The 18,708-nt window shown below is 68.8% G+C and carries 16 protein-coding genes and 1 pseudogene; 10 read left to right on the top strand and 7 right to left on the bottom strand.

Annotated elements, in window-relative coordinates:
- Positions 1-249 precede the first annotated feature (249 nt).
- Positions 250-405 (bottom strand): annotated as a pseudogene (locus tag QMG86_RS14385) (MerR family transcriptional regulator); the annotation flags it as partial.
- Positions 406-621: 216 nt separating this feature from the next.
- Here QMG86_RS14385 and QMG86_RS14380 point away from each other — a divergent pair.
- The 6 genes from QMG86_RS14380 to QMG86_RS14355 all read left to right on the top strand — a co-directional run bounded on the left by QMG86_RS14380 (position 622) and on the right by QMG86_RS14355 (position 6,903).
- Entirely contained in the window at positions 622-1,116 is a 495-nt protein-coding gene (locus QMG86_RS14380) for a DUF6764 family protein (protein WP_281880082.1), read from the top strand.
- Between the two features lie 66 nt (positions 1,117-1,182).
- Complete coding sequence (locus QMG86_RS14375; protein ID WP_281880081.1) at positions 1,183-2,298, top strand: polyprenyl synthetase family protein; 1,116 nt, start codon at positions 1,183-1,185, stop codon at positions 2,296-2,298.
- A gap of 16 nt (positions 2,299-2,314) precedes the next feature.
- The gene (gene crtI / locus QMG86_RS14370) at positions 2,315-3,850 is read left to right on the top strand and encodes a phytoene desaturase family protein (RefSeq protein WP_281880080.1); all 1,536 of its coding nucleotides are present in this window, start codon (positions 2,315-2,317) and stop codon (positions 3,848-3,850) included.
- 17 nt (positions 3,851-3,867) lie between these two features.
- Positions 3,868-4,791, top strand: a complete 924-nt coding sequence (locus QMG86_RS14365) for a phytoene/squalene synthase family protein (RefSeq protein ID WP_281880957.1) — start codon at positions 3,868-3,870, stop codon at positions 4,789-4,791.
- Positions 4,792-4,892: 101 nt separating this feature from the next.
- Positions 4,893-5,474, top strand: a complete 582-nt coding sequence (locus QMG86_RS14360; protein ID WP_281880079.1) for a TerD family protein — start codon at positions 4,893-4,895, stop codon at positions 5,472-5,474.
- A gap of 79 nt (positions 5,475-5,553) precedes the next feature.
- Positions 5,554-6,903, top strand: coding sequence for a family 1 glycosylhydrolase (locus QMG86_RS14355; protein ID WP_281880078.1), 1,350 nt, complete (start codon positions 5,554-5,556; stop codon positions 6,901-6,903).
- A gap of 9 nt (positions 6,904-6,912) precedes the next feature.
- Here the strand turns inward: QMG86_RS14355 and QMG86_RS14350 are convergent, their stop codons facing one another.
- Positions 6,913-7,740 carry an SDR family oxidoreductase gene (locus QMG86_RS14350; protein WP_281880077.1) on the bottom strand — a complete coding sequence of 276 codons (828 nt, stop codon included), beginning with the start codon at positions 7,738-7,740 and terminating at the stop codon, positions 6,913-6,915.
- 126 nt (positions 7,741-7,866) lie between these two features.
- On the opposite strand from QMG86_RS14350, the gene QMG86_RS14345 reads away from it, so the two are divergent.
- The 3 genes from QMG86_RS14345 to QMG86_RS14335 all read left to right on the top strand — a co-directional run bounded on the left by QMG86_RS14345 (position 7,867) and on the right by QMG86_RS14335 (position 11,740).
- A complete protein-coding gene (locus tag QMG86_RS14345; RefSeq protein ID WP_281880076.1) occupies positions 7,867-9,555 on the top strand; it encodes a glycoside hydrolase family 13 protein in 1,689 nt (562 codons plus the stop codon).
- Between the two features lie 52 nt (positions 9,556-9,607).
- Positions 9,608-10,684 carry an NAD-dependent epimerase/dehydratase family protein gene (locus QMG86_RS14340; RefSeq protein ID WP_281880074.1) on the top strand — a complete coding sequence of 359 codons (1,077 nt, stop codon included), beginning with the start codon at positions 9,608-9,610 and terminating at the stop codon, positions 10,682-10,684.
- A 165-nt stretch (positions 10,685-10,849) separates the two neighbouring features.
- Positions 10,850-11,740 carry a manganese catalase family protein gene (locus QMG86_RS14335; protein WP_281880072.1) on the top strand — a complete coding sequence of 297 codons (891 nt, stop codon included), beginning with the start codon at positions 10,850-10,852 and terminating at the stop codon, positions 11,738-11,740.
- Positions 11,741-11,847: 107 nt separating this feature from the next.
- Here the strand turns inward: QMG86_RS14335 and QMG86_RS14330 are convergent, their stop codons facing one another.
- The 3 genes from QMG86_RS14330 to QMG86_RS14320 all read right to left on the bottom strand — a co-directional run bounded on the left by QMG86_RS14330 (position 11,848) and on the right by QMG86_RS14320 (position 14,655).
- Positions 11,848-12,411 carry a hemerythrin domain-containing protein gene (locus tag QMG86_RS14330; protein ID WP_281880071.1) on the bottom strand — a complete coding sequence of 188 codons (564 nt, stop codon included), beginning with the start codon at positions 12,409-12,411 and terminating at the stop codon, positions 11,848-11,850.
- 95 nt (positions 12,412-12,506) lie between these two features.
- Complete coding sequence (locus QMG86_RS14325; RefSeq protein WP_281880070.1) at positions 12,507-13,802, bottom strand: FAD-binding domain-containing protein; 1,296 nt, start codon at positions 13,800-13,802, stop codon at positions 12,507-12,509.
- A gap of 169 nt (positions 13,803-13,971) precedes the next feature.
- Positions 13,972-14,655, bottom strand: coding sequence for a TetR/AcrR family transcriptional regulator (locus tag QMG86_RS14320; protein WP_281880069.1), 684 nt, complete (start codon positions 14,653-14,655; stop codon positions 13,972-13,974).
- Positions 14,656-14,772: 117 nt separating this feature from the next.
- On the opposite strand from QMG86_RS14320, the gene QMG86_RS14315 reads away from it, so the two are divergent.
- Positions 14,773-15,552: an SDR family NAD(P)-dependent oxidoreductase gene (locus QMG86_RS14315; RefSeq protein WP_281880068.1), complete on the top strand. Its 780-nt coding sequence runs from the start codon at positions 14,773-14,775 to the stop codon at positions 15,550-15,552.
- Positions 15,553-15,649: 97 nt separating this feature from the next.
- Here QMG86_RS14315 and QMG86_RS14310 read toward each other — a convergent pair whose 3' ends face one another.
- Positions 15,650-17,452, bottom strand: coding sequence for a CocE/NonD family hydrolase (locus tag QMG86_RS14310; RefSeq protein ID WP_281880066.1), 1,803 nt, complete (start codon positions 17,450-17,452; stop codon positions 15,650-15,652).
- Between the two features lie 270 nt (positions 17,453-17,722).
- A complete protein-coding gene (locus QMG86_RS14305) occupies positions 17,723-18,631 on the bottom strand; it encodes an NADP-dependent oxidoreductase (RefSeq protein ID WP_281880064.1) in 909 nt (302 codons plus the stop codon).
- Positions 18,632-18,708: the final 77 nt, after the last annotated feature.

Here is an 18,708-nt window from a genome sequence, read left to right as displayed (position 1 = left end):
ATCGGTTTGCCCGGTCACGAGAGTCGCGAACGCCGGACGGCATAGCTCGTTCCACGTCGCGACGACCCCGTCGCGCGCCAGGCGAGCCATGATGATGGTCAGCGCGACATCGGGATCCAGTCGTTCGACCGCTCCAAGCAGGGCGCTGCGGTCCGCTGCCGAGTCCGGCGCCTCGGCGAGGGCTTGCCGTGCGGCTCCCTCGGGCGCGGCACCGGCCCTGACGAGTTCGATCATGCGCCGCACGGTCGCGATATCCGCTTCGGAATAGCGGCGGTGCACGCCTGGCCGGTCTCGCGGCGGTCCGATCGCGTAGCGCTGATTCCAGCTGCGCGGGGTGGCGACCGCGATGCCGAGTCGCCTCACCACCGCGCCGACCGTATATCGAGCGGCTTGGTCCTCAGCCATCGCCGAATCGCATCCGCCCCGGATGGGCACGGCGCGAGATGCCGGGCGTCGACCTCGGCCGGGCTTCGATGACATCGCAGGCCGAGCTGCTTCCCGGCGGCGTCCGGATCAGCACGTCGTCCGCTCCTTACAGAAATTGACGGAATGCATCGCTTTTGCATCAATAAGGGCGTAGCGTGAAGCCCTATAAGCCCAAGCTTCCTACCGGAGGACGTCATGGATCGACTCACTCTCAGGCGATCACTCGGACTGACGGCCGGCGTCGGGGCGGCCTGGCTGGGTGTGCTGGTCGCCGCACCCACTGCCACCGCCGCCCCGGCGGAGTGCCCCGCGCCGGGTCCTTCGATGACGCAGGACACCGGCGCGGGAGGGTCGTGCTCGGCGAACAGTGGCGCAGGCGGAGCCGCGGCCGCCTACGGCTTCGATGGAGCAGCCAGTGCCGACGCCGAGCCGACCAGTCTCGCTCTCGCAATCGCGCAGAACGGCGGTCGAGCGACCGCCGATTCGGCCGATCTTTCCGGCCCTGCCGTGATCGCCATCGGCCCCGGGGCTACGGTCACGGCAACCGGCGCGCGCCCCGGGTTGTCGATCGGCATCGCGGGTCCCGGTGCAACGGTCGCGGTCACCGGTGTCACGCCGCCGACTTGCAGCGGCGGCTTCGGCTTCGCGGGCGACTTCCAAATGTGGCAGGGTTGCTTCTCGCATCGATAGTGCATCATTTATGCGAACCATTGCGGAGGCGCGGGTGGTTACACGAGACATACGAAGGGATCGGGAATGAGCATCGTGTCGCCCGAAGCCGTGGCCGACTCCGGCGGCGCGCCTCCGGTCCTCGGTACCGCGACCTCCTTCCCGCTGTGGCGAGATGCGGTGCGGCGGGCAGTGCTGGACGAGATCGGTGATTTCCTTCCGCGAGCTTGCCCCGTCGCGCTTCGCCACCTGGGCGCGCAAGACGTTCTGCGCCAATACGCCCTGGGCGGAAAGTGCTTGCGGTCGACGTTCATGTATCTCGGCTGGCTGTGCGGGGCACCGGACGATCCGGCAGCGCTGCGCGCGGCGGCCGGTCTGGAACTGCTGCACGCGTTCGCGCTGCTGCAGGACGACGTCATGGACCAATCCGCGACCCGGCGCGGGGCCCCGGCCGCCCATGTCCGGTTCGCCGCGGTGCACCGCGGCACCGGCGCGCCCGGCTCCTCCGTCCGATATGGCGAGTCCGCCGCGACGCTGCTCGCGGACATGTGCCTGGTGTGGGCCGAGCAGATGCTGCGCGAAAGCGGCATCGCCGAGCGCGCGCTCGCGCGGGTGTGGCCGGGCTACGACAGCATGCGGGTGGAACTCGCGACGGGCCAGTTCGCGGACTTGCTCAACGACGCGCGCACCGAGCCGCCCCTGGCCGCGGTGCTGGCCATCGCACAAGCCAAGTCGGGGAACTACACCGTGCGCTGCCCGTTGGAGATGGGCGCCGCGATGGCCGGATGCGACGCGACCGTCCTGGACGCCTTGGGCCGCTACGGTGCCGCCGTCGGTGAGGCGTTCCAGTTGCGCGACGACATTCTCGGGATCTTCGGGTCGCAAGCCGTGACCGGAAAACCCGTCGACACCGATCTCGGGACACGCACGGCGACCAGCGTGGTAGTCCTCGCCCGGGAGATGGCGACTTCGCCTGCGCGGGCCGAATTGTCGGAACTGCTGCACCGCCCTCGGCTCGGCGCCGCGGAGATCACCAGGGCCCGGACGCTGATCACCGAGTCCGGTGCACCCGCGCGGATCGAGGAGATGATCGCCGAGCGGGTCGGCCGGGCACGCGATGCACTCGCTCCCACGCTCTTCGCCGCGCCGATGCGCGCCGCCCTCGGGTACATGGCCGCCGCCTGCACCGAACGCGTCGCCTGACAGGAGGATTTCATCGATGCGCAGAATCGAAGGCGCTACCGACCGGGTCGTGATCGTCGGGGCCGGCTTGGCGGGGTTGTCCGCCGCCTTGCACTTGATCGGCCGGTCCCGCGAGGTGATCGTCGTCGAACGCGATCCGGTACCGGGTGGACGCGCGGGACACGCTGATCTCGCGGGCTACCGACTCGACACCGGCCCCACGGTCCTGACCATGCCCGACCTCGTCGAAGACGTCTTCGCGGCAGCCGGAGCGCAGGCCACCGACCACTTGCGGTTGACGCCGGTGGAACCGGCCTACCGGGCGCATTTCGCCGGAGGCCGGACGCTGGAGGTGCACACCGGCGCCGAGCGCATGGAAGAGGAGATCCGCCGCTTCGCAGGAGCCGACGCGGCCGACGGCTATCGCCGTCTGCGGAGTTGGCTGACGCGTCTGTACCGCGCGGAGATGGATCATTTCATCGCCGCGAATTTCGACTCACCGCTGTCGATGGTCACTCCCGAGCTGGCGCGGTTGATCGCCTTGGGCGGTTTCGGCCGATGGGATCGCGCGGTCGCACGTTACATCCGCGATCCGGATCTGCGGCGCGTCTTCACCTTTCAGTCGCTGTACGCGGGCGTCGCCCCCAGCCGGGCGCTGGCCGCCTACGCCGTCATCGCCTACATGGACACCGTCGGCGGCGTGTTCTTTCCGCAGGGTGGCATGCGGGCGCTTCCGGATGCGCTGGCTGCCGCCGCGACCGAAGCGGGGGTCCGATTCCGCTACGACACCGCGGTGACCGCCCTGGAGCGCACGGGCTCGCGGATCACCGGTGTGCGCACCGCGGACGGCGAGCGAATCCCCTGCGACGCCGTGGTGCTGACAACGGAACTGCACGAGGCGTACCGCCTGCTCGCGCGCACACCGCGGCGTCCGGTTCCGCTGACCTCCGCCCCGTCGGCGGTGATCGCCCATTTCGGGTGCGCGCCCGAGACCGGGTCGGCGCACCACAGTCTGCTGTTCGGGGCCGCCTGGGCGGAGTCGTTCGGGGATGTCATCGTCCGCGGGCAGGTGATGCGCGATCCTTCGCTGCTGGTCACCCGTCCCACGGCGACCGATCCGTCGTTGGCTCCGGCGGGACGGGACCTGTTGTACGTTCTCGCGCCGGCGCCGAACCTCGAACGGGGCCGGATCGATTGGGAGCGCGCGGGAGCGGGCTACGCCGAGCAGATGCTCGACATCGCCCAGGATCGCCTCGGTTCGCGGTTCGGCGATGTCGAGTTGCTGCGCGTGGACACCCCGGCCGACTGGGCGCGCCGCGGCATGCTCGCCGGAAGTCCGTTCGCGCTCGCACACACCTTCACCCAAACCGGCCCGTTCCGGCCCGCCAACATGATCCGCGGCATCGACAACGTCGTGTTGGCCGGTGGCTCGACCGTGCCGGGTGTGGGCATACCGCCGGTGCTGATCTCCGGCCGTCTGGCCGCGGACCGTGTCACCGGCCTCCGTCCTGCCCCGCGCCGCCGCGCCGTCCCCGTGCGAGCCGCGCTCACCACCAGCCGCATCGATCGATGACAGTGATCGGAATCGAGATGACCCGTACCGACCTCGACACCACCCGACCCGGCGACCCGGAATTGCAGCGGTCCTACCGGTACTGCCGGAAGCTCAACGCACGCCACGGAAAGACCTTCTTCCTGGCGACGCGACTGCTGGCACCCGACCAACGCCCCGCCGTACACGCGTTGTACGGGTTCGCGCGCCGAGCCGACGACATCCTCGACGATTTCGAACCGCATCGCGAGCCCGCCGACAGGGCCCGTCAATTGGACGCCCTCGCAGGACATCTCCGGAACCGCGACACCGGTGCCGACGGCGTTCTCCCCGCGGTTCTCGACACCGCCGAGCGCTATCGCATTCCCCAGGCTCTGTTCGATGCTTTCCTGGCCTCGATGCGGATGGATCTGACCGTCACCGACTATCCCGACCGCGCCGCACTGGACACCTATATCTATGGTTCGGCCGAGGTGATCGGATTGCAGTTGCTCCCCATCCTGGGGGCCACCTGCGCCGACGAGGCGGCGCCTTATGCCGCCGCTCTCGGCAAGGCCTTCCAACTCACCAATTTCCTGCGGGATGTCGGCGAAGACCTGTTGCGCGACCGGGTGTATCTCCCCGCCGACGAACTGGCCGCGTTCGGAGTCGACCGCGACCTGCTGCACTGGTGTCTGGCGCGGCAACGTACCGAGCCAAGGGTTCGCGAGGCCCTGGCCGCGCAGCATGCGCTCACCCGCGACATCTACCGCTTCGCGCGCGCCGGAATCGCCCTGCTGCACCGTCGTTCGCGCGCGTGCGTCACGACGGCGGCGACGCTCTACTCGGAAATCCTGAACCGTATCGAGGACAGCGATTTCGCGGTCTTCGACCATCGCGCCACCGTGCCGAACCGGAGGCGGGCCCGAGTCGGCGCAACCGGTTTGATCAATGCCTGGTGGGCACGACGCCGGGATCGGTGACCGTACCGGCGATGACCACGGTGACACGCGACCGGACGGGACTGTCGGGCCGACGGATTCGCTCGCCGGGCGCGGGAGGCCGTCATCAGTATCCTGATGTCGTGATTACGCTCAGGAAAGAAGACGGTGCCGCAGACCTCGCGGGGATCGCGAAATTGAGTGTGGGAGTCAGCTGGGACCCGTCCTCCGGCACGAGCGGCGGCGCACTCGGCTGGGCACGCCGCAAACGCGGGGTGGACCTCGATCTGATCGCCGTCCTCATGCAGGGCAGCGAGCCGGTGCGCTTCGCGGGACTCGATTCGCTCGACCCGTTGGGCAACGGCTCGGTGGCGCACACCGGGGACGAGCAGACCGGCGCCGCCGCCGGGGACGACGAGACCATCCACGTCACCTTCGCCGACGTCCCCACCGCGATCGACGCCATCATCTTCGTCGCCGCCGCCTTCAAGAAGGGCAGTTCCTTCGAGAAGGCGAACAACATCTCCTTCAAGATCTACGACGCCACCGGCGGCAGCAGCCAGCAAGTCGCGGATATCTGGCCCTCGCTGCTCGGTACCGACAACGCCAACGCGGTGGCGCGCGCGTTCCGCAACGGCGACCAGTGGCAGCTGGAAGTGCTCAACCGCCAAGGCAAGATCAAGCAGGGTGACATGCAGGCGCTGTTGCGCTTCGCCATGCAATAGCAGCGGAGGGGCACGTTTTCGAATCGCGCTGATACGCGGATTCCGACAATCGGCGGACCGCCGCGGTTAGTCTGGGCCAATGCGATCTCGGTTCCGTCGGTACGTCCTGGCCGCGCTCGCCGGCGCGGCATCCACGCTGCTGCTCACCACGCATTCCCCGGCCACTCCGCCGGTTCAGCCGGTCGCAGGCCTACCGGCGCTGGGCGGGGACTTCCTCTGGGGGGTCTCGACCTCCGGGTTCCAGTCCGAAGGCCATACGCCGGACAGCAATTGGACACGGTACGTCGGCGCGACTCCCGGCTACGACGGTCTGGGCGATTCGGTCGACTTCTACGGCCGATACGCGTCGGACATCCAACTCGCGGCGGACCTCGGGGCGCGGGTGTTCCGGATCGGGATCGAATGGGCCCGAGTGCAACCCGCGCCGGGAGTCTGGGACGAGGGCGCGTTCCGTTTCTACGACGCGGTCATCGCGAGCGTCGAGCAGGCCGGGATGCGCCCCATGATCACCCTCGACCACTGGGTGTACCCCGGCTGGGCGGTCGATCGAGGGGGCTGGCGCAATCCGCGCATGGTCGACGACTGGCTGGCCAATATGCGCGCCGTGGTCGACCGGTACGCCTCGCGCAATCCCTTGTGGGTGACCGTGAACGAGCCCGTCGCCTACATCATGCACGAGGTCCGCCGGGGCGCCGCGGACGCCGGAGAGATGCTGGAGCGAGTCGCTCAGGTGCACAACGCCGCCTACGACTACATCCACCAGAGGCAGCCCGGCGCGCAGGTGACCAGCAATGTCGGCTACGTCGCCGGATCCGAGGCGCAGGTCAACGGCCCGTTGATCGACCGCATCGCCGATCGGCTCGACTACGTCGGCGTCGACTACTACTTCGCCTACGACCCGGCGCAGTCGCTGATCGAGTCCATCGTGCGGGCCAGTGGTTCGGCCATGCCCAACCTGCCCGGACCGCAGATCTGGGACCTGCCGTTGCGCACCGAGGGCATCTACTATGCGCTGCAATACTATTCGCGCCGCTTGCCGGGCAAACCGCTGTACATTGTCGAGAACGGGATGCCGACCGACAACGGCCGTCTGCGCGCCGACGGCTACACCCGCAGCGATCATCTACGCGACACCGTCTATTGGATCCAGCGCGCCAAGGCCGACGGCATGAACATCATGGGCTACAACTATTGGAGCCTCACCGACAACTATGAATGGGGCAGCTACACACCACGTTTCGGCCTCTACACCGTGGACGTGCGCACCGACCCGACGCTGACCCGCCGCCCCACCGACGCCGTCGGCACCTACACGCAGCTCATCGCCGGGGGCGGAGTCCCCGACAACTACCGTCCCACCCGTGGCCCGGCCCTGTGCGTGTTCGTCGATCCGCCTGCCAGCTGCCTCAGCCCAGTAGCGGAAAGGTAGCCGCGCGAGTCAAGGCGTGCGCCATTTCTCGTCGGTCAACAGGCTGCTCGCCTGCGGTCCCATCAGGAGCATGCCGCCGTCGACGACGTAGGACGCGCCGGTGACATAGCCTGCCTCCGGCGTGGCCAGGAACGCCACCACGGCGGCGACCTCCTTGGCGTGACCGGTTCGTCCCAGCGGAACGCCGGGGCGGGACTGCTCACGGGGATCGACGTCTTCCTGGCCGGTCATCGGTGTCGAGATCTCGCCGGGCGCCACGGAATTCACGGTGATGTCGTGTTCGGCGAGTTCCAGCGCCAGCACCTTCGTCAGCGCGCCGAGACCCGCCTTGGCCGCGCAGTAGGGCGCGGCGCCGACGCGCGGAGCGTGCTCGTGCACGCTGGTGATGTTGATGATCCGGCCGCCGTTGCCCGCGGCGATCATGTGTTCGGCAGCGCGCTGGGCGCACAGGAACGCGCCGTCGAGATCGACCGACAGCACCTGCCGCCAAGTGTCGAAGTCCATCTCCATCACCTTCTGCGCCGACCCGGTCCCGGCGCAGTTCACCAGCACATCGACGCCGCCGAGTTCGTCGGCGAGTTCGTCGACGACCGACGCGGCGGACGGCAGGTTCGTCAGATCCAAGCGGCGCACGGCCGCGGTCCTCCCCTGCTCGCGTACCTGTGCGGCGGTCTCCTGCGCGCCGCGCTGGTCGCTGCGGAACGTCAGCCCGACGTCGGTTCCGCCCGCGGCGAGCGCGACGGCGATCGCCGCGCCGATCCCGGAGTCTCCCCCGGTCACCACGGCTCGTCGCGGAGCGCCTGCTCGTTCTTCCGGAAGTGGAGCTGTAGTACCCATGTTCCGCGACTACCCGGCCCGGCACGGACCACACCGCGGCCCGCCGGCCCACGCGCGACCTCGCCGACGTTACGCCCTCCGATTCCGGGTACCCGGCCTGGAACGAGCCGAGAGGAGGGCGCGACGATGCCCACTGACGCTTCCTGGTGGCGCGACGCCGTGATCTACGAGATCTACATCCGGAGCTTCGGCGACGGCGACGGGGACGGCCTCGGCGATATCGCCGGTATCCGGTCTCGGCTGCCCTATCTTCGTGACCTCGGCGTCGATGCCGTATGGATAACTCCCTGGTATCCCTCGCCGATGGCGGATGGCGGCTACGACGTCGCGGACTACCGCGACATTGATCCCCGGTTCGGCACGCTCGCGGACGCGCAGGAGTTGATCGACGAGGTCCACGCGCACGGGATGCGCATCATCGTGGACCTGGTCCCCAATCACACCTCCGATCAGCACCTGTGGTTTCAGCAGGCGCTGGCGGCCGGGCCGGGTTCGCCGGAGCGAGCCCGCTATCTGTTCCGGGACGGCACATCATCCGGCGGCCCGCCCAACAATTGGCGAAGCGTGTTCGGCGGCCCGGCATGGACTCGCGTGGCGGACGGTCAGTGGTATCTGCACCTGTTCGACGTCCACCAGCCCGATCTCGATTGGCAGCACCGGGACGTCCGCGCCGAGTTCGAGTCGATCCTGCGTTTCTGGCTGGATCGCGGGGTGGACGGCTTCCGCATCGATGTGGCGCACGGCTTGGTCAAGCATGCCGATCTACCGGATATCCAGACCGATCACGAGGACATGCTGGAGCCGCCGGATCGGACCGACCATCCCCATTGGGACCGGCCCGAAGTGCACGACATCTATCGGAGCTGGCGCGCGATCGCGGACTCCTACGGCCCGGATCGCGTCTTCGTCGCCGAAGCGTGGGTGGCCAAACCCGAGCGCCTCGCCTGCTACGTGCGTCCGGACGAACTGCACACCGCGTTCAACTTCGACTTCCTGCGCTGTTCCTGGCACGCCGACGCGCTCCGTGCCGTGGTCGATTGCACGACCCGGGCGCTGGATGCGGTCGGGGCGCCACCCACCTGGGTGCTGTCCAACCACGACATCACCAGGCATGTGACCCGCTACGGCCGGGCGTCCACCCGTGGCGGCGGTTCGCAGCACGAATCGCACGGCCCCGTCGACGTGGCGCTGGGGCGGCGGCGCGCCAGAGCGGCGTTGCTCCTGATGCTCGCCCTTCCCGGCAGCGCCTACCTCTATCAGGGCGAGGAACTGGGTTTGGAGGAGCTCGAGGACCTTCCGGAAGAGGTGCTGCAGGATCCGACGTGGGAGCGGTCGGGCCGCACCGCGCGCGGGCGCGACGGGTGCCGCGTGCCGCTGCCATGGAGCGGATTCCGGCCGCCATTCGGGTTCAGCCCCGGCGACACCCCGCCCTGGCTGCCGCAGCCACAGCGCTGGGTATCACTGACGGCCGAACTCCAAAAGCGGGAACCGGACTCGATGCTCGCTCTCTATCACCGAGCGCTCGGTGTGCGCCGCAACCACCCTGCGCTCGGCGAGGGCGCGTGGTCCTGGCTGCCCAGCGCGCCGGGGATCTTGGCACTCCATCGCGTGCCCGGCCTGGTGTGCGTCGTGAATATCTCGGCCGGGCCGACCCCGCTGCCCCGGCACGAGCGGGTGTTGCTGTCCAGCGAGCCGTTGCCGGACGGTGCCCTGCCCGCCGACAGCGCCGCATGGCTCCAAGTCGGCGACCACCACGCCTCTCAGCGAGCCGCAGCGACATCCTTTCCCACCGACGGGGTACCCGGGCGAGGGTAAGGAGGTGGCGCATGTCGGCGACTTCGCGAGGCGATAGCGGGCGGCACGGCCGATGAAAGTCGTCATTACCGGCGCCACCGGCAATGTGGGAACGGCGCTGTTGCGCGCCTTGCGCGGCGACGATCGCGAGATCGTCGGCATCGCCCGGCGGGCACCCGATCGCGCACTCGAACCGTATGCGGCCGTCCGGTGGGTGCCCTGCGATCTCGGTGCCACCGACTCCGCCGAGATACTGCGCGCCGCATGTACCGGCGCCGACGTGGTGGTCCATCTCGCGTGGGCGATCCATCCGCGTCGGGGTGATCCGCCGATGCGCAGAACCAATTTGATCGGCACCGAGAACGTGCTGCGTGCCGTGGCGGAGGCAGCGGTGCCCCAGCTCGTCGCCGCGTCCTCCTGCGCCGCCTATGCCCCGGCCGAGCGGTGGCGGCGGGTATCGGAAGAATGGCCGGTGTCCGGCGTGCTCGGCAGCGCGTACAGCATGTCCAAGGCGGCGCTGGAGACGCAGCTGGATCGCTTCGAGGCTCGTCATCCCGAGATCCGCACCGCGCGCCTCCGTCCGTGCGGGATCGCGCAGGCCGAGGCCGCCGCGGAACTGGCTGACTGGATCCTGCCGCCCTGGTTGCCGCGGCGGCTGATCGGCACGCGCCTGTCCCCCGTGCCACTCTGGCGCGACTTCCGGCTGCAACTGGTGCACAGCTCGGATGTGGCTACGGCGATCCGGCGGATAGTGCAGCGTCGTGCGGCGGGAGCGTTCAATCTCGCCGCCGAACCCTGCCTGGGTGCGGACGCGCTCGCGGCGATGTTCGGCGGGTTCCGCCTGCCCGCACCTCGGCGCGCGCTCGACGCCGCCGCTTGGGTCGGCTGGCGCACCGGGCTGCAGCCGCTGCACCCGGCGTGGCTGACCCTCGCCGACCGTGCATGCCTGATCGACTCGGCCAAGGCACGCCGGGAACTCGGCTGGGCGCCTCACTTCGGCGCAAGCGAAATCTGCGCGGAACTCGTGGCCGCCATGCGGGCGGGGCAGCCCGGTCACAGCCCGCCTCTCGCACCCGCTCGCACCGCGGTGGCCGGACGCCCGTCCCATCAGAGCCAGCGCCCGCACGACGGGCACCGTGCGTACCGGTAAGCGACAGCGCTCGCCCGGATTGCCGCACCTCGTGTCGTTGCGAAAGGCCGGCTGCCGAGACCCGTATCGTCGCCAGCGAAACAGCAACACCTCTCTTGCTCGTCCTGCGCTGGGTTAGGCACCGGAAGTCATCTCGCACAGCCGACCGTACTGGTAAGGAGAGCGATGTTCACCCACAACAAGGATCTCCAATTCGAAGTTCGCGTGGACCGTCCTGATCCGCGCTTCGCAACACTGCTGCAAGAACAATTCGGCGGCGCCAACGGCGAATTGAAGGCCGCCATGCAGTATTTCAATCAGGCGTTCATGCTGCGTGGCAAGCATCCGAAGACCTACGACCTGTTCATGGACATCGCCACCGAGGAGCTCAGTCACCTCGAGATCGTCGGCGCCATGATCACCATGCTCCTCGACGGGCTCAACGACGACTTGAAGCAGGCCAACCAGCGGTGCGACTGGATGCCGGTCGTGGCGACACCCGGCGGACGTGACGAGGTGATCCATCAGGTCGCGGTGAATCCGATGTACTTCGCACTGAGCGGCGGCGGGCCCGTGGTGAAGGACTCCGCCGGTGTGCCGTGGTCGGGTGCGTACGTCGACGCGAACGGGGAGCCCTCGGTCGACTTGCGCAGCAATCTCGCTGCGGAGTCACGCGCCAAAATCGTCTACGAATACCTCAAGCAGTTCACCGACGATCCCGGTGTGCAGGACACGCTGTCATTTCTGATGACGCGCGAGATCGCGCACTTCCAGCAGTTCACCGCGGCGCTGAACGAATTGCCGGTCAATTTCCCGCCCGGTGCGCTGCCCGGCGACGATCGGTTCCAGAACGTGGCGTTCAACATGTCCAACGGCTCCGCGAGTGCCCGCGGCCCGTGGAACGAAGGGCAGGGACCGTGGCCGTCGGGCACGGAATGGCGCTACATCGACAACCCGGTCACCGAGTGGCTCCGCTCCGATGACCGCGTGAATCACGGCGCCGAGACCAACCCGGAAGGCGAGCCCGCGGTCCGCGGCACCAAGCCGTTCACGCACGAGTCGCACATTCCGGACTGACCTTCGACGTGCCTTGCGCCGGCTCCGCAGGGCACTTCAGGCACTGACGGCGCGGCGCGCGGCTCCTCGGGGGCCGCGCGCCGCTCGCGTCCGTGACACGGACCGGATCACTGCTTCGGCTTGCCGATCATGTCCTTGGCGCGATCCATCATTGCGGCGAACGGACCGACCAGGACGTTCGCGGTTGCCGATTCCACGCCTGGATGGGGCCGGGTCGGCGCCATCGTCTCGGCGAGTTCGACCGTCCGGCGCAGCCGCTGCAGAGTCTCGTCGTCGAGTTCCGCGCGCAGCCGATTGAATTCCTCGCGTTCCTCATGGTCGGCGTGCGCCAGCACCGCTTCGCGCAGTTTGGCCAGCTTGACCTGGAATTCCATCGAGCTGATGGACAGCGACTCCAGCTCGGCGAGCTGCTTTTTGGCCTTGTTCTCCTCCTCCAGCCGTGCGTCGACGATGGCGCCGCCGTCGCCGAGCTCACGCCGGGCGCGTGGATGGATGATCTCTTCTTCGGCGGTCTCGTGCACCGCGAGCAGGCGGCGCAGCTCGAAGAACTTGCTTTCGCGCTCCACAGGATCGGAGGTGTCGGCGGTCTCGATGAACAACTGCCGAATCCGGTCGTGCTGATGGATGAGGAAATCGATCGCGTCGGTGGTCGAGTCGATCGTGGTTGCCATAGTTGATCTCCCTCGCACTTTCGGGACGGGCTGACGAACTACGTCCGTCGCGGCGGTACCCGACAGTGCGCGGGCGAAACCGCCCGACCGGTCGGTCAGGCGTTGACGGTGCCCGTGATGGGTGCGGGATAGACCGAGGTCGGCACGCTGTGGCGCCACGGGCGATGGATCTCCGAACCCGGCAGCGAAGCCAGTTCCGGGATCCAGCGCCGCACGTAGTCTCCGTCCGGATCGTAGCGTTCGGCGCTGCCGACGGCCGCGGGGTCGAAACGCCCTGCCTGCTGCCAGGTCAACCGGTCGCTCGCGGCGTCGTCGAGCAGCCACCGGCGGAAATGCTCCGCGCCGATCCGCCAGTCCACGCGCAGCGTCGTGGTGAGGAAACCGGCGGCGATCACGCGGGCGCGCTCCGGCATCCATCCTTGCGCGGCCAGTTGCCGCATGCCCGCGTCGACGATCGGATATCCGGTGCGGCCGTCGCGCCAGGCGCCGACGACGACCGGGTCCTGCGCCTGCCGCTCGTCCGGACGATCCCCGGACCGCGCGATGTCGGCCCGGGCGACGAGGAATTGCAGATGGAAGTCGCGCCGAGCGAGCTGGCGGACGAACGCGCGTCCATCCGTCGTCGCCATGTCGGTGTGGTACGCCATTTCGGCGGCGGACAAGCAACCGAAATACAGGTACGGCGACAGGCGCGCGCATCCCTCGCGGGTGAGGTCACCATTCGACCGGCCGCGTGGTTGCCGCCGGTCGGCGGTGCAGCCCCGCCACAGTGCACGACCCGTGATCTCCCCTCCCACCGCCAGCTGCGGTGAGATGAGCGCGTCGCCGAGTTCGTCGAATCTCGGCACGGGATCACTGTCGACACGGGGGACGATCAATTCCGTGGGCTTGCCCAGCGGACGTCGCTTCGGCGCCGCCAGCCAGCGGCGGAAGTACGTCGCGAAGTCGGGAACCTCGTCGTCCGGCCGGTGCTGGACGCAGTCGGCGGGATCCACGGCGGTGAGGGTGGCCGGATGGATGTGCAGCAGGCAGCTGCGGCGCTCCAGCCGTTCGCGTAGCGCCCGGAGCCGGCAGCGGCTGGACCAGGTGGCGTCCTCGGCGATGTGGACGCTGTCGGCATGTACCTGTGCGGCCACCCGATCCACCGCGTCGACGTAGTCTCCGTGCCGAACCACCAGTTGCCCTCCGGCGCAGCGGAGTTCGGCGTCGAGTTCGGCCAGCGCGGCGGAGAGGAAGCGGAGTTTGTTCCCGGCCGGTCGGGCGCTGCCGACGATGCGGTCGTCGACGACGTAGAGCGGAATCACCGCCGCGCCCTCGCGTACGGCGGCCAGCAGGGCCGGATTGTCGTGGACGCGCAGGTCACGGGTGAAGAGTGCGATTGTTACGGCCATTCGAGGTTCTCGACGACAGGCATCCGTCGCGAGGATCGACGACGGCGGTATCGGACGGTCGGCGGCGTGCCACGCCGATGCGGGCGGTATCGAAGTAACGGGCTTTACGCCAATGCTGCGGGACGGCGGCTGTCATGTCAAGCTCGGCCGCGCTACCGCGCACGGCGGATCAGCGTTCGCGGAACAGATCGGTGAGCCAGGGCTCCAGGTCGGCGCTCAGTACGGTGAGATCCGGCTCGTCCGACTCGTCGAGCGCGTCGGCGGTGAGCTGACGTACGGCGTAGACGACGGCCATGTAAGCGGTGACGGACAGCAGCGGCTGCCGATTCCCCGTCGCGCTTCGCACCAGACCGCGGATGTACTCCGCGAACAGCCGGATCGATTTCCGCCTGCGCCGCCGCGCGGCCGGACCCAGCGCGTCGATCTCCACCTGGTAAGCCCGCGCGACCACCAGGTCGTTCTGCAGTGATCCGAGGTACTGGCCGAGCGCCTCCGCCACGATGGACCGCCGGTCCCGGCCCACCACCTCCGCGCCGGTGAGCTGGGTCAGCAGTACCTGGATGAAACGGTCGTAGCCCGCGAAGACGCACTCGTCCTTGTTGGCGAACGCGTCGTAGAAAGCCGCCAGCGAGACTCCGGCCCGCTTCGCGACGTCGGTGGGGCCGAAGCCGGCGTAACCGCGCGCGGCCAGCAGTTCGGTCACCGCCACCAGCAGCCGTTCCCGTTGCGCCGCCAGCACCTGCTCTCGCCCCAGATTGTGGCGGCCACGCGGCAACGCGGCGGGAAGTGTGAAGAACACTCCGTCTCGCACCGGAGCGATCGGTGCGTCGGCGTCGGCGGGCGCGGCGGACACTCCTGCAGATTACCGAGCCGGGCGCGCCCACGCCGAGACGAGAGCGGTCCACCGCCCGCGGCCGCGGTCCGCCGACCCAGCGGGTATGGGGACGGCTGAAGTGGGTAGCCGCAGCACATGACCGACAAACCACTAGCACTTGTCACCGGAGCCTCCAGTGGTATCGGCTTCGAACTGGCCCGGCAGTTCATCGAACACGGCTACGACGTCGTGATCGCCGCGGAGGACGATGCCATCAAGACCGCCGCCGCTTCGCTGCATCACCCGCAGCACGAGGTGCGGCCGGTGCAGGTCGATTTGCGAACCGCCGACGGCGTCGAGCAGCTCTACCGCGCGGCCACCGAGAACGACCGCAAGCCGGACGCCGTCGCGCTCAACGCGGGCATCGGCCGCGGAGGCGCCTTCGCCGAGACCGACCTCGACGACGAACTCGCCGTCATCGATCTGGACGTGCGCTCGACGGTGCACTTGGCCAAACTCGTCGTGCGCGACATGGTCGCTCGCAACGACGGCAAGCTGCTGTTCACCTCGTCCATCGCCGCCACGATGCCAGGCGCCCGGCAGGCGGTGTACAACGCGTCCAAATCCTTCATCCAGTCGTTCGCCAAAGCATTGCGCGAAGAGCTCCGCGACACCGATGTCACCGTGACCGCGCTACTGCCCGGCCCGACCGACACCGACTTCTTCCGCCGCGCAGGGATGCTCGGCACTCGCATCGGCCGACTGCCCAAGGACGACCCCGCCGACGTCGCGCGCCAGGGCGTCGATGCCCTGCTCGGCGGCCGCCAGCAGATTTTCGCCGCCTCGCTGCTCACCAAGGCATTTGGCCTGGCCAACCACGTCCTGCCCGACGCGGTCAAAGCCAAGGCCAACCGCATCATCTCCGCGCCCGCCTGAGTCGCCGCCCGTTGACCCCCGCCGAGGGCGCGCGGACGACGTCGGGTCGATCCAGGCGTGGCCCGGGTCCGCTACCCGCCCGGGCCACGTGCGGCGGTCAGCCGAGTGGCAGCTCCAAACAGCAGGGCGCGTCATCCGGTGCGCTGATCGTGATGGTCGACCCGACCCGGTTGACGCTGGAATAGAACGGGTCCATGCCGTCGATGACCAGCATCAGCCGGTGACCGTCCGGCACGTCGTAGGCGGCGCCTTGCAACTCCCAGGCGACAGTGGCGGGCAGTCCCGACTCGATCGTCTTGGGCTCGTGCGTAATGATTCTCGCCGTGCCGTCCTCGTCCACGTCGAGCAGGTAGGCCACGACCGTCGCGGACTCGTCGGAGCTGTCGACGGTCAGTTCCAGCCGGGGCACGCCACGGATCTGCCGGGCGACGCCGCCTCGGGCGGCCAGCAGCGGTCCCGTCGACCAGACCAGGGCATATGAGCGGTCTATCTCGTCGGTGCGGTAGATCTTGGGATTCCCGGCCCACTCTTCCTGACCGGTCCGCATGAGCTTGTCCATCGCGATGACCTCGGGTTCGTCGCCCACGACGAAGCTACGCTGCCAGCCGGACGCGATGTCGGGGCTCAGCGCGCCGTCGCCGCCCTCGCGCACGTCGGTCAGGGACAGCGATTCGGTGTCGGTGGTGACGTCGGCCCATGAGGCCTTCTCCTCGCGGCGCGCCGGTTCGACGATCACGTTCCGACCGTCGCCCGAAGCCGGAGTGGTCACGTACGTGAACATGACCTGGTTGCTGATCTCCGGCCACTTGTCGACGCCATTGTCCTCGTCCTTGAGATAGTGATCGAGCCAGGCATAGGCCTCGAGCAAGGGCACGTTCGGTCCTGCGCCGTGCGCGGGCGGAGCGATCAGACCGGGGCCTTCCGGCGCCGCGTGGTCGCCGATCCACATGTTCAGCCGTTTCGGCCGCGGGAGTTTCTCGAAGGTCTCCAGCACCTGGTTCACCGGGAAAAGTCCTTCGTGCCAGGTGTTGGAGAAGAAGGTCGGAATCTCGCGGGAACCGGCGTAGCGCTCCGGGGCGCGGTCGTTGCCCCAATCGACCACCGGATCCATGTCGTCACCGGCGTCGAACTTCGCCAGGATCTCCAGCGCCTCTGCGTCGAACTTCTCCTCTTGCGCGCCGCCGGTCAAGCCGATCAGCGCCTCGACGGCCCGCACGTGGCGGGTGCCGTTGTCGTACATGCTGGTCGCGAGATTGCCCCAGGTGCTCAGGGCGACGACGACATCGACGCGTTCGTCCTCCGCGGCCACGAGCTGGCTGATACCCGAGCCGTAGGATTCGCCCATGAAGGCGATGCGGCTGGGCGCGAGGGCGTCTATCGCGTAGGTGAGCACCGTGGAGCCGTCCGTCCGGTCCTTCGGACCGGCGACATCGACGGTGCCTTCGGACGTGCCGAACCAGGGCACGTTCGTGCCCGGCAGGGCGGACAACCCGATTCCCCGCGGCGTGTAGGCCAGTACGTGGTAGCCCTTCGCCGCGAGCGTGAGGTAGGCGTACTCGAACAGCGGCCATCCGAACGGTGTCCACCCCGCCGGGAAGACCACCAGCGGGCACGGCTGGGTGGTGGTCTGCCGCAGCATGTGCGCCGACAATGTGATCCCGCCGGACACTTCGATGCGCGGGAACGTCGGCACGGCCACGTTCAGCGCCCGGTTCACCAGGTCCGCCACGTCGCCGGGCACCAGCCCCTCGCCACTGCGCTCCCGCACGGCGGTCACCAAGTTCGACGCGAACTGCACCGCTTCCGGCCGAACCTGCCCTTGGGGGTCCCAAGCCCCTTCCCGGGCGATGCGTGCGAGCTGTTCCGAGGTGGTCCCGACGATCGAAACTCCTTGTGACATACGCGTCATCGATCCTTCCTGCCAGTTGCCGAGGAACTGCGGACCGCAGCAGCGTGACATGACAAGTAATGAATCGTCTGACGAATCGGCGAGGCGTTCTCCGTTCGCAATCGGCTGTTGACCAGCGGAAACGTTGCAGAATTGGATTACCGCCCGCTCGCTCGGCGAGCTGCGGTCCGTCCTCCGGCGGGGCCGGCGACCGAGTGCACGCGCACCGACCGCCGGCGCCGTGCCCGAACTCGTCGGCGAAGCGATCCCACGCACCGAAGCTCAGGGCCGGAGCACGTACTTCCCGCGCACGCCGCCCTTCGCGACCGCGCGGTGCGCCGCGGCGGCTTGCTCGAGCGGTAGCGTGGCGTGCACCCGCGCTGGAAGTCGGCCGGTCACGGTGGCGTGGAGTAGCTGCGTGAGCTGGGCGGCGTCGAACCGCGTCTCTACGGCACGCACGGTGATGTCGCGTTGCGCGGCCGGCGCCATTCCCGGCCGCACGCCGACGAAGAGGCCGCCGTCGCGAACAAGGGCGAGCCCCTCCCCCTGGAGCGCCGCACCGTCGGCGACGGCGTCCCAGCCGGGCACGGCCGTCGCGGTGAAGTCGGCGCCGAGGCCGCGCACGAACTCCTCGTCCTCGGCGCGGGCCAGTCCGGTGACCCGCCAGCCGCGATCCTGGGCCAGCGCGGCGACGTACCCGCCGACCGCGCCCGCCGCCCCAGTGACCAGCAGGGTCCGGCCGCCGCCATCGCCGAGCAGGTCGACCGTCTGGGCCGCGGCCAAGCCGTTCAGCGGCACCGTGGCCGCCGCGATCAGGTCCAGTCCATCGGGCACCGCGACGATGTCGCTTGCAGAGACGATCAATTGTTCGGCGTAGGTGCCGAAGTCGCGGTCGAATCCGCCGAGCAAGCCCGCGACGCGGCTGCCTACCGGCAACCCGACATCCGGACCGGCCGCGGTGACGGTGCCCGCGAAGTCCGAGCCCAGGCCGGTGTGGTCGGGCTGGTCGATCAATCCGAGTTCGTGGAACCCCCCGGCGACGATCGCCAAGTCGACGGGGTTGACCGTGGCCCCGGCGATCGCGACCCGGACCTGACCCGGGCCCGGGTCGACGACCGGTACGTCGATGATCTCGATGGCGTCCGGGCCGCTCGGCGTCCGGACGACCGCGGCGCGAAATGTGGTGGACATGTGCTGCCTCCTGGAGTTGTGGGTACTGCTACCCCACAATGGGCGAGTAACTCTCCAACAGGAAGTACGCACTTCGA

It is taken from the genome of Nocardia sputorum, assembly GCF_027924405.1.
Lineage (GTDB): Bacteria > Actinomycetota > Actinomycetes > Mycobacteriales > Mycobacteriaceae > Nocardia > Nocardia sputorum.
Note: the sequence above shows the minus strand (reverse complement) of the source record. Positions and strands in the feature narration are given on the sequence as shown.